Here is a 10,316-nt window from a genome sequence, read left to right on the forward strand (position 1 = left end):
TACGAACGCAAGGCCGAACACTTCCTCGCCTTCGTAGGCATAGCCGGGGCCCTCATCTGCTACCGCCGCCTCACCAAATGAAACGACGTCTAAGAGATGCCGACCTCTGCCATCGGTAGTTCCACCGTCAGCGGGTACCTCCCCGCTGCCGCCCGACGGCGGGTCTGGCACGCTGACCTGTGTGAACGAGGAACTGTGGTGGCGCAACCAGCGGTGGGCCGACCTGAATCCGACGGGCCGTACGTTCGATGCGGATGCCGCGTACGACGTCGTCGCCGCGATTCCCATTCCGCCGCAGGACGAGGAACAGATGCGGGGTTACCGATATCAGGATGCGGTGACGCGTGCACTCGTCGACCGGTTCGGCCTCTGGACGGTCGGCTGGAACGACTCGACGCACCACGGCGGCCCCGTTGCCGCCTGGTGCTGCCCCTCCCACTCCGTCACGACGATGGACGAGACCCCCGACCGCGTCGTGGACTCGCTGGAGGAGTGGTGGGACTGGCTCGGGGAACTCGCCGAGAAGTTCGACCGCCTCTCCCCGGGTCCCAATCCCTCACCCGAGCACGAGCAGTGGGCTTGGGAGCGGGCGGTGGCCCGGCTGGTGACACTGGTGCTCGACCGCACCTCCTGCGAAGCCGGGTGGTACGGACACTGCCGGCTCGTACTCCGCTGGTACCTCGAAAGCACGGGCGCCGAACCTGACCAGGCGCAGGAATGGGTCGACGAAGCCATCGGCGGCCGCTTCGAGAGCTGGCGCGAACCCCGATTGCCGCTGATCAACGACGTGGCCGAACGGATAGCCGCCCATGCAGACCGCTGATCACGCTCACACCACCGACGCCGACACCGCTGGCGACGCCCTGCTGATCTGGCAGGACGTACGGGAACAGGCCGACTGGGCCGACGCCTGCCCTACTGTGGCCGGCCCCGTCCGTGGAACTCGGGACGGGGTCGCCGACTACGCCGCCGCATCGGGACCCACCCGCGGCGAGAACCGTGCCCGGCGGCTGGGCGCGGCCTGGCAGCAGGCGTACGCCGACGCGCGCGCCGGCCACGCCCTCGACTTCGCGCGGCTCGCTGCCTGGCACGAGACCGTACTCGGGCATCCCCAGCATGCGTTCCGCACGGGTGCGGCGTACGCCAAACGCGGCCGGGAACGGTACGGGCTGCACGCCGACACCGCTCACCGTTTCGCATCCTGCCTCGCCCAGAGCCGCGACCCGGTCCTCCCCCTCCCCGCCCGTGCCGCCCGCCTCTACCTCGACGTCGCCTTCTTCCACCCCTTCGACGACGGCAACGCCCGCGCCGCGCTTCTCGCCCTCGGCCACCTGCTGGCCACCGAGGACGTCGTCCTCGGCTGGATCACCCCCCTCACGGCTGCCCGCTACGCCCACGATCCGGGCGGGGCCACCGAACTGGCCCGCACAGTGCACCTGCTCATCAGCCGCACCCACGGCACACGATCTCCAACGGGCCGATAGGCGGGCAACTGATGATCGTTGCGGGGCGGGCGGCGGACTTGAACCAGTACTACTGCACGTTCGGCGCACGACCAGCACTCGACGCCCAGGGCGCTGCAGTGCATGCCATGCCCCGACCGGTCCGGTTCGGCGCCGGGACCGGCGGTCTGCCAGGCACCGTGCTGTTCGGGCATGTCCCGCCAGGGGCTGCCGGTGCGGAACCGCCACATCACCCCTCGAACTGCTCCCGCTGATGCTCCGGGTAGGGGCTGAACCGCCCGATCGGCAGCTGCGGCCTGAACAATTCCCGCCTCAGTATCGAGAGTTCAGGACGGGTCACCCCAGCCTTCTACCGAGCCAGCACCGAAGGAGAGGGGAGCTCTCAGCCGTCGAGCACGAAGTCCAGCACCTTCTGGAGGTTCGCAGGCTCCCTGTAATGCACACCAGTCATCCCGAGTGTGATGGCGGTCTTGACGTTCTCCAGCCGGTCGTCCACGAACATGCACCGGTGGGCAGGGACTCCTGCCCGCTCGGCTGCGATCTCGTAGATCTCCCGATCGGGCTTGGCCACCCCCACCCGGGCGCTGCTGACGACGTGGTCCGCGAGATCCGCCAACCCCCAACGGCCCTGCTGGATATCTCGGAAGCCGTCACCGCCCACGAATAACACGGAGTTCGATCGCTGCGGAATCAAACAGCCCGCTCACCTCGGCCGCGGCCAACCTGCGGCTGGTCAAGTCGAAGAGGAAGTCGAACCAATGTGAAGCGGCCGCAACACCGAGTGCTGCCCAGGTTCAGGAGAAGAGGTCCGCAGGTCGCGAAGCAGTGTAGCGGCCTCAGGCAACTGCCGCGCGAGCGGCTTGACAGGAACTCTCCCGGCTCGACGCTCTCCAGCAGCAAGGCCTCATCAGTAAGACCCTGCGCCAGCAGGCCGAAAACCGACGGCGTCCCCGCCCAGGCCTGCAGAGCTTCGGCTTCCTCGGAGGCAATCACGGTGTCCGGCGTGAGCTTCAGCCATACAGAGCTGCCGTCCTCAGGTCGCAGGCAGCGGAACACCCGCGAGGCGCCTCCTCCACCCGCCCCGACAAGTTTCAGATCCCAGCGAGCAACGAGTCGACCAACCAGGACCTGGCAACTCGTCGCACCAGCCAAGCACCTCGGATCCGAACCGAACGACGAGCCGATCGCGGAGGGCCTGCACCGCCCTCTGGTCCGACAGAGGCGAAAACGCTCAACACGTCCTCGCAAGTGGCCGAGCTCCTCCCTCGCATGCCAAGACCGGATTTCGCGCCTGCCTCACAGCACCACCCCACCCCACCCCACCCTCACAGAGCGTAAAAAACACCCATCGAACGATCGCATACAGACCAGCCGGTCAACGGCTCCTGCCAATCTGTCGAGCGATCACGTCGGACCCCGGTGCAAGCTGCAGATTTGCCGCTGTGAGGAAGTCGGCGAGTTCGATGAGGCCGCCGTTGGTGCCGTCGTCCCACTCGGCCAGGAGCTCGGATTCTTCCCCGTCCCACGTGTCGGTGTCGTTGCTGGGATGCTTTTCGACGCTTCCGACGCCGTGCCGGTAGTGCAGGTACAGGTATTGCCCACCGGTTGTCCACGCATCCCACTGGGACGGGAAGGCCCGGCAGGTCTGCACCACCCGCGCAAGAGTCAGATTCATGATGTCCCCCCAGCATTCCGACAAGCCGTCAAGCCACAAGTGGCAAGCCCAGTCTGTCAGCGGCCGGGCGTCGTCATGAGGGGCCGTGACGCCACAGCCGAAGCACGGCCTGGAGAGCATCGCGGCTGTAGGAGGGCAGGGCGGCGTACCGCGACGCAGAGTAACCAAAGGGCAGAAGCCCTGGCCATAGTGCCGTGTCGACGAGGGCCCCGAGCACCACTGATGCGGCTTCCGCAAGCGCGCAAGGGCGGACCGCTGCCGGAGCGTCCACTGAACATCGGCGTACACTGCGTACCCGGCGGCGACCACGATCATGGTCAGAACGCACCGCAGCGCGAGCAGGGGCAGGGACATGTGCGGGCTTCTCCGGGAGTAAGGAGCCCGCAGGAACCTTCCGCTGGGCGCTTGTGTTGCGTCCTGTGCCTGGTGCTCTGCCGGCGTTGGGATAGCCGACGGCGTCGTGAAGCGCTTGGATTGCCGGTGTGCGCCCTGGTTCTTCTTTTCGTAGACGCCAGGGAGCGCCTCTGCCTAAGTGGTCCGCTTCAGAAATCCTTCGGGGGTTGACTCCGGAGCCGGGACCATGCACGTCGCTTCGTCGACCACGTCGCGGCCGCGACGTGGTCGATATTGACGCCGGCGGGTAGTGGGCAGATCTGGGACAACTGCTAAAATGATCGCGTTGGCCTTCGGCGGCGCCCAGTGCGCGCGTCCGGAGGCTTTTTTCATGTCTTCTGACACCTCAGCACTCATCGGACCTGCTCCTGCCAGCTACCGCGCCCTGCTCCGCAACAGCGAGTTCACTGGCCTATACGTCAGCTTCACACTCATGGTCGCCGCGAGCACCTTGTCAGGCTTCGCGCTCGGCACCCTGGTCAACCACCAGACCAGTTCCCCATTCCTGACCGCCGTGAGCATGTACGGCGCCACATTCGCCACCGTATTCGGTGCATTGACGCTGATGTCGGTCGCGGACGGACGCCGTCCCCGCCGGACCCTAGTCGCGCTCCAGTGCGTCTCGCTCATGGGGCTTGCCGCGCAGGCGATCCCAGGGCTGCCGTTGGCTGCCCGGTTCGCTCTGTTGCTGGTGCTGGGATTCTTCCAGTCCCTGGGGACCGGCACGCGGATGGGGCTGCTCGCCGAGGTTGTACCGTCCTCCGCCTACGCGCTGGCGCGTTCGCTGATGAACATCACCGCGGGAGGCATGGCGATCCTCGGCTATGCCATCGGTGCCGTGCTGCTGCGGTACCTGAGCCCGCAAGGAATCTTCATCGTCGCCGGAGCCCTGACAGGACTCGGGTTGATCGTGGTGGTGGCCACAACTGTCGGGGAACACTCGGTCCGTCTGACCCGTCGCCCTGGACTGCGTCAGACCTGGACAACGAACATCGCGCTGTTCTCCCACTCCGGCCAGCGGGCACTGCTGCTGAACCTGTGGGTTCCCAACGGTCTGATCGTCGGCTGCGAGGCTCTGTTCATCTCCTATGACCCGCATCACGCCGGCACTCTCTTGGCCGCCGGATCGGCAGGCATGCTTCTGGGAGACCTGACCGTCGGGCGACTCCTCACCGCGGACCAGCGACGCCGTTACGCGTTTGCCCTCCGGCTGCTGCTCGCTGTCCCTTACCTGCTGTTCGCGATCCAACCGCCCATGCCGGTTGCGACAGCCGCGGTGTTCATTGCCAGCGCCGGGTTCGCCGCCACCCTGCCCCTACAGGAGCAGCTTCTCGCGCTGACCCCCGATCCGGTCCGCGGCCAGATCCAGGGGGTGGAGTCCGCAGGCCGGATGGCCTGGCAGGGCCTCGGCTCTGCGATCGCCGGCGGGATCGCCGAACACCTCACTCCGGGCACCGCGATCACCGCCATAGCCGCAGCCTCCGTCGCCCTCACCGTCATCTCTCGGCCGTTCGTGGTCCGCGCCCACACTGTCAGCGTCGAAAGCGCCAGGGCATGAGCCGCCCACTGAGAAGGCCACCGACCGGCTGACCGCCGCGTTCCCGAACGCGGTCATGGTCCACACCCCCGTCCACGCCTCCTGGGCTGAACCAGGTCGAGATCTACTTCTCCGTCGTACAGCGCAAGGTCGTCTCATCCAACCACTTCACCGACCTTGCCCAGGTCCGGGACCGGCTCCAAGCCTTCGAAGACCGCTACAACGCCACGGCACAGCCGTTCCAGTGGAAGTTCACCACCTCCGACCTGGACGATCTGCTGGCAGGCTCGACCGGCACACCGCCCATCACCAGGAAGAATCCTCCGCCGCCCTGCCAGCATGATCAACCCCCGAAGGATTTCCGGGGCCGACCACTAAGGATCGAAGGATGGAAGCTTCTCTACCTCTCTTTTTCGAATCGGCCGTAGAGCGGTACGGCGTCCAGCGGGTCCTTCTCGGCTGCGGTGTCGTCAGGTCGGTCGTACGTGCTGTCGGCCAGGCGGGAGTTCGCTCCCCAGTCGCCGGCCTCGTTGCGGTCGGAGAGAGGGACGAGGGCGCGCTTCATGTCGGTGTTGGGCCCAGCACGCAGGCTGTGGGAGGTGACCTTGAGGCCGTTGATGTAGGGGACGCCGGCGTTGTCCGCGCGCTTCTTGACCACCTCGTTGACGGCCCGGCTGGTCAGATGCAGGCCACGAACGGTGGCGTTGCCGCGGCCCTTGAGGCTGCCCGTGGTGGTAAGGGCCCGAAAGAAGGGCAGCATCGGGTTGTCGGCGCCGAGTTCGACGAGGTCCTGCATCCACGCCCGGACCCGGCGGACGATCTGGAGGTCGGCGCGGTCGCGGATGAACCGCCACTTCCCGGTGCCGTCGCGGCGGGTTTTGGACTTGGCGGTGAACACCCAGACGCCGTTGCCGGCGACGCGGACGTGCCGGACGGTGAAGTCGGCGACTTCGATGGCGCGGGAGAGCTTTGCCGTACTGCACGACGAGCATGGCGGCGTCCCGGCGGCCGATCCGGGTGCTCTCGTCGATGCATTCGAGGACCTGGACGAGGTACCGCATGCTCAGGGCCGGCGGCCTGTTCCTTCTCGCCGCCCGCCGGGATGTAGTCCTCCAGGCGGTAGTCCTCGATCACGGCGCGGACCATGGAGCCGTCGGGCCGGTCTCCCTTGGGGTACCAGGTGATGATGCGGGAGAGGTACTGCTGCAGGGTGTCGGGGCTGTAGAGGCCGCCGGCGTTCGGCTTGCCGGTCTCCATGAGCCGGCCGATGTACTCGGCGATGTTTGCGGCGGTGGTGGTCGGCCGGGCGACGCGCCCGTTCTTCTCGCACCAGGCGGCGAAGCGCTCCCGGGTGGAGTCGCGGTTGATGCGCGTGTTGCGCGCGCCCCGCTTCTCGGTCCGCTCCTTCACGCGGGCCGAGACGATGAAGTCCTTCTCGGTGAAGGTGGGTTGCTCGTCGACGCGGGGCGGCAGCTCACCTTCGGCGAGGATCGTGTCCCGGGTGATGCGGTAGGCGGGGGAGGGGGCGGTGATAGCGGTGGTGGGCAGGTGGATGCCCGTCGGCGTGGCGTCGTCGACCAGCTCGGCGTTGACCACCTCGCCGGCTTCGACCTCCTCCGTCGTGGTGGTGCTCACCGCTCGGCTCCGTCGGCCGTGGTGTCGTTGGCCTGGCGGACGGTGTACCAGCATCCGGAGCACAGGTCGAGCCAACGCGGCCCGACTTTCTCGGAGTTGACGATAACGACGCAGGTGGCCAGTGCACCGCAGCCGAGGCAGAGGTGGCCCTCGTCACGAGCCCGGCGGTGGAGATCGGCGCCGCTCGCGCCGGCGGGGGCCGCGGCGAGCAGGGTCGGCTCGGCGGAGATCAGGTGCAGTAGTCCGGTGGCGGCGGTGGCGTTCACGGAGCCTCCGGGCGGGAGAGGGTGCCGGTCTGAGCGATCACCGGTCTGGCGCCGAGGGCGGCGGCTGCCTGGGCGTACAGGCTGTGCTCGTGCGGGGCGGTCTCCAGCCGCTGGGAGAGGTGGAACTTGGCAGCGGTTGCCGCGTCGTGCGGGGTGCCGACCTCTGCCGTAGTGCCGTAGATCGGTTCGATGCCGAGCCGGGTGCCGTCGGCGCGCTGGACGAGGACGACATGCACCACCGGGTCGGCGCCGGGCGGTGTGCCGTCCGAAAGCCGCACGCATCCATTACTGCCGCTAACGTTCAAGGTTCGAATCCTTGCATGCGCCGGGTTTCTGACTGCTCGTCAGGTACCTCGTATTCTTCCACGAATAGGAGGTAAGGATGCGCTAACTATGCGGAGTGAGCGTGAGCGGGGGTGCAAGGGAGCCCGAAACCCGCAGGCGGCCCGCTGGCGGCCTTGCGCCACCTGCTGGATCCGATCACACCGGGGTGCCTGTGAACGGCCGCGAGAGACCCCATTCTGCGAGTCACTTTTCTGGTGGTCTGGGTGAAATTTAGGAACAACGCCGTCTTGCTGGCCTGTGGCAGCGAACTTTGACTACATGCCGTCGAAGCTTGAGCAGCAGGCACCCACCCTCACCGAGTCGGCGAAGGCAGGGAGCGACCAGGCAAGCGATGGACCGCAGCGCAGGTGGCGCGCAAGGGTACGGCGCGCTCCGCCCAACGATTTCCGGCTTCCCGTAGTTGACGCCACCGCTCACCCAGTGGTGACTTTCTGCGCACTCTCATTGTGGAGAAATGGTGGTGGCAGCTCGGTGCTCGAGTTCAGGTGAGCCGCGTTCAATTGGGCGGCCAAAAGTCCCTCTGTGTCCTGCAATTTAGTGGAATGTGGCTGTGCCCCCTCCAGTTTCGTGCCAGCCAGCTTAGCCCAACGAAGATCCGAAAAGTCGAGTACGGCTTCCCTCAAGTCCGTATTCTCCAGCCGCGCATACCGCAGCTTCGCCCCGGCGAGCACTGCACCCTGCAAGTGTAGGTTCGAGAGATTCAACCGCTGATATTCCGGCCTGCGCGGGCGTTTACCCAATGCGTCGAGTGCGGCTTGAACGTCAGAGTCCGACTCCAGCCTCAACTTGAAGTATGGATCAAATGGTTCGCGGGTTTTGTCGCGAATGAAGGCAACCAGGAGCTGCACGACATCCTGGTGCAGTTCGGCGGCCTCCTCCATCAAGTGCAGCAGGGCGTGAATGCCACCGATCCGGATGTATGTCTCGTCAGAATCCAGATGTTCCAGGGCCTTTGATAGACGTTCAGTCAACTGCCCTCGATGGGCCAGCCGGTAGTTGCGTGCAGTGAAGAGCAGGCCGCAAGCGACAAATGTCGCTGCGCCAGCTTGAATGAATTCAAGCTGCCGATCACGGACAGCGGCAAGCCACTCTTGGTGCTTCAGGCCTTTCGGCGCAACGAAATTCGGGGCCTCCAGCCAAGCCCAGATGAACGGTCCGAGGACCGCCGCGACAACCACAAGCCACGTGAAGAAGGGGAACTCTCTGGGCGGCTTCTGGCGCCATGCTCATAGGAAGAGAAAAGAGCTGGCCTTCTCAACCCGCGTATGGATGTCTTTCGGGAGCTTGCGCCACAGCCACCGCAGAGGCCACGTGATCACCCATACGGCCCAGCGGGGCGGTTCGAGGGTGGCGCGTACGGCTACCCATAGTCGACTCGTCCATCCCACCCTCCCAGTTCACATGATTGCCGAATAAAACACGGGTAACACGCCACACTCTGGTCCAAAGTAGCCCTCGAGTACGTGCAGCTGAAAGGTGGCGTTTTGAATGAAATTAACAGCTCTTTTGGCAGGTGGAGGGCATAGCCTTCAAACGTCCGGCAGGTGCAGTAAAGGGGCTGGCCAGTACTCTGCTCGGAGCGCCGAGGGTGTCCTGACCAGTGCCCTATCGTGGACTCAGTCCACCAACTCGTGGACAAGACGAAAGGCCGCTCTCGCAGAGAACGGCCTTCAATGGGATGTGGTCCTGGTCGGCGCAAGGCGCAGTCCTCATGCGCCATCCGCGACCACCTGAGCAAGCGCGGCAACCGAACAGTGATCCCCGTCCCGGTGAACCAGCGGGGCCACCGGCGGCGTCGAGGCAGCTGCGGCGGTTTCGACCGCGAGGCATATATCTACCGAGCCGGACTTCACATTGCAGGCATTTTCATCTGGTCCGCGAGATAAAGCTGCCCCTATGACGAGGCCATCTCTTCCCAGCACGAACGCAGCTCCTCCTGAAAGTCTGGAACGGATGCTGCGTCGCACGACATGACGACCACGAACTTGCTGAGTTCAATGCCCTCAGGCTGCTGTGTGTAAGACCATCGCCGTCCCGCCCGCAGAAGGGTCCTGAAGAGCAGCTGCCGCCCGGAGGCATCGCTCAGTAGTGCGTGCTCAGCGGCCTCGACGATCAGTACGTAATGGTCCGCAGACAGCCAGCCGAGATCGTGCAGACAGCCGGAGAGGGCGTCCCAGTTCCACCCGAAGTAATCGGGCAGCCTCAGCTTGTCGTAGAACTGCTGGAAGACGGCGTCCGTGTCGCGCATCTCCCGGCCGTCGAGACGCGCTACGTACGTCCTGCCGGTCGCAGGAAGCAGCAGATCCATGGGCACGGCGCCCCGCTCCGGAACTACATGCACCCAAGGCACGGTGTGCACAGCCGCCCTCCCCGCCGTGGTCCAGGCCGTTGACCGCCGTCAGCGCCGGTGCAAAGTCTAGATCCAAACGAAAACGGTCTAGGTCCGAGGCCCGCTCACTTGCTGGACAGGCGGAGGTCTCCAGACCAGGTATCGCACCGGACACGGCCCGAGGCGAACGTGATCTCCAGCGCGAGCCGCCCGTCGTCCGGGTCAGCTTCCTCCCGCACCGCCAGAACCGTCTCGCCGAGGTGATCCGCGAACGGCGTCTGATCGCTGATCGGTGCCACCTCGACGTGGCCGTACTCTGCCACGTCGTATCCCTCGTAGGGGGCCGACGTATCGGAGATCAGGCACCAGTCCGAGCCGGTCGTGACGCAGGTGGAGACTCCCTCGCTGTCGATCAGCCAGACGTCCAGCGGACCGGACGGTGCCTCTGTGCCGTGCAGGTGCCACGAAGCGATCACCCGCTCAAGGCGCCGCCCAACGAGGTACTCGGGACTCACACCAGCGCCATGCAGCGGACACTCACTCAACCTCTTTGCCTCCACCCGGCGACCGTACTTCAGTTAAGACGCCGTTTCTTATGGTGTGATCGTTCGTTGAGCCGTGCATGACGGATCTGGTTGAGCGACTGGTACCGGACGAGTTATGGGCGTTGTTC

Annotated in this window: 11 protein-coding genes and 2 pseudogenes; 5 read left to right on the top strand and 8 right to left on the bottom strand. The window is 65.7% G+C overall.

The genetic code is table 11. The annotated features are described in order from the left end of the window. Positions 1-181 precede the first annotated feature (181 nt). Both AB0F13_RS27520 and AB0F13_RS27525 read left to right on the top strand, forming a co-directional pair. Positions 182-823 carry a hypothetical protein gene (locus AB0F13_RS27520; protein WP_362087827.1) on the top strand — a complete coding sequence of 214 codons (642 nt, stop codon included), beginning with the start codon at positions 182-184 and terminating at the stop codon, positions 821-823. Beyond that, a complete protein-coding gene (locus AB0F13_RS27525; RefSeq protein WP_362087830.1) occupies positions 810-1,484 on the top strand; it encodes a Fic family protein in 675 nt (224 codons plus the stop codon). The genes AB0F13_RS27520 and AB0F13_RS27525 overlap by 14 nt, the downstream gene beginning before the upstream one ends. A gap of 361 nt (positions 1,485-1,845) precedes the next feature. On the opposite strand, the pseudogene AB0F13_RS27530 reads toward AB0F13_RS27525, so the two are convergent. Together AB0F13_RS27530 and AB0F13_RS27535 are read right to left on the bottom strand one after the other, a co-directional pair. Further along, positions 1,846-2,082: pseudogene (locus tag AB0F13_RS27530) on the bottom strand (HAD-IA family hydrolase); the annotation flags it as partial. A gap of 756 nt (positions 2,083-2,838) precedes the next feature. Continuing rightward, positions 2,839-3,138 (bottom strand): hypothetical protein, encoded by a 300-nt coding sequence (locus tag AB0F13_RS27535; RefSeq protein ID WP_362087833.1) that lies wholly within the window; start codon positions 3,136-3,138, stop codon positions 2,839-2,841. Between the two features lie 724 nt (positions 3,139-3,862). Between AB0F13_RS27535 and AB0F13_RS27540 the strand changes: the two genes are divergently transcribed. After that, complete coding sequence (locus tag AB0F13_RS27540; RefSeq protein ID WP_362087857.1) at positions 3,863-5,089, top strand: MFS transporter; 1,227 nt, start codon at positions 3,863-3,865, stop codon at positions 5,087-5,089. Between the two features lie 379 nt (positions 5,090-5,468). Here AB0F13_RS27540 and AB0F13_RS27545 read toward each other — a convergent pair whose 3' ends face one another. Next, a complete protein-coding gene (locus AB0F13_RS27545) occupies positions 5,469-5,966 on the bottom strand; it encodes a hypothetical protein (RefSeq protein ID WP_362087836.1) in 498 nt (165 codons plus the stop codon). A gap of 357 nt (positions 5,967-6,323) precedes the next feature. On the opposite strand from AB0F13_RS27545, the gene AB0F13_RS27550 reads away from it, so the two are divergent. Beyond that, the gene (locus AB0F13_RS27550) at positions 6,324-6,581 is read left to right on the top strand and encodes a hypothetical protein (RefSeq protein ID WP_362087839.1); all 258 of its coding nucleotides are present in this window, start codon (positions 6,324-6,326) and stop codon (positions 6,579-6,581) included. A 118-nt stretch (positions 6,582-6,699) separates the two neighbouring features. On the opposite strand, the gene AB0F13_RS27555 is transcribed toward AB0F13_RS27550, so the two are convergent. The 3 genes from AB0F13_RS27555 to AB0F13_RS27565 all read right to left on the bottom strand — a co-directional run bounded on the left by AB0F13_RS27555 (position 6,700) and on the right by AB0F13_RS27565 (position 8,492). Continuing rightward, the gene (locus AB0F13_RS27555; protein ID WP_362087842.1) at positions 6,700-6,969 is read right to left on the bottom strand and encodes a hypothetical protein; all 270 of its coding nucleotides are present in this window, start codon (positions 6,967-6,969) and stop codon (positions 6,700-6,702) included. Further along, positions 6,966-7,247, bottom strand: a complete 282-nt coding sequence (locus tag AB0F13_RS27560) for a hypothetical protein (RefSeq protein ID WP_362087845.1) — start codon at positions 7,245-7,247, stop codon at positions 6,966-6,968. The genes AB0F13_RS27555 and AB0F13_RS27560 overlap by 4 nt, the downstream gene beginning before the upstream one ends. Positions 7,248-7,727: 480 nt before the next feature. Further along, positions 7,728-8,492 carry a pentapeptide repeat-containing protein gene (locus AB0F13_RS27565; RefSeq protein ID WP_362087848.1) on the bottom strand — a complete coding sequence of 255 codons (765 nt, stop codon included), beginning with the start codon at positions 8,490-8,492 and terminating at the stop codon, positions 7,728-7,730. Between the two features lie 519 nt (positions 8,493-9,011). On the opposite strand from AB0F13_RS27565, the pseudogene AB0F13_RS27570 reads away from it, so the two are divergent. Further along, positions 9,012-9,146: pseudogene (locus AB0F13_RS27570) on the top strand (IS5/IS1182 family transposase); the annotation flags it as partial. 62 nt (positions 9,147-9,208) lie between these two features. Here AB0F13_RS27570 and AB0F13_RS27575 read toward each other — a convergent pair. Then, positions 9,209-9,622 carry a barstar family protein gene (locus tag AB0F13_RS27575; protein WP_362087851.1) on the bottom strand — a complete coding sequence of 138 codons (414 nt, stop codon included), beginning with the start codon at positions 9,620-9,622 and terminating at the stop codon, positions 9,209-9,211. Between the two features lie 146 nt (positions 9,623-9,768). Continuing rightward, on the bottom strand, positions 9,769-10,158 hold the full coding sequence (locus tag AB0F13_RS27580; RefSeq protein ID WP_362087854.1) for a hypothetical protein: 390 nt from the start codon (positions 10,156-10,158) through the stop codon (positions 9,769-9,771). Positions 10,159-10,316: the final 158 nt, after the last annotated feature.

The sequence above is a fragment of the Streptomyces sp. NPDC026206 genome (assembly GCF_040638465.1).
In the GTDB taxonomy this organism is placed as follows: Bacteria; Actinomycetota; Actinomycetes; order Streptomycetales; family Streptomycetaceae; genus Streptomyces.

Coding starts and splice junctions, on each gene's coding strand:
- AB0F13_RS27525 (WP_362087830.1), top strand. CDS start 810: ATGCAGACCGCTGATCACGCTCACACCACCGACGCCGACACCGCTGGC.
- AB0F13_RS27575 (WP_362087851.1), bottom strand. CDS start 9,622: ATGGATCTGCTGCTTCCTGCGACCGGCAGGACGTACGTAGCGCGTCTC.
- AB0F13_RS27540 (WP_362087857.1), top strand. CDS start 3,863: ATGTCTTCTGACACCTCAGCACTCATCGGACCTGCTCCTGCCAGCTAC.
- AB0F13_RS27535 (WP_362087833.1), bottom strand. CDS start 3,138: ATGAATCTGACTCTTGCGCGGGTGGTGCAGACCTGCCGGGCCTTCCCG.
- AB0F13_RS27550 (WP_362087839.1), top strand. CDS start 6,324: ATGAGCCGGCCGATGTACTCGGCGATGTTTGCGGCGGTGGTGGTCGGC.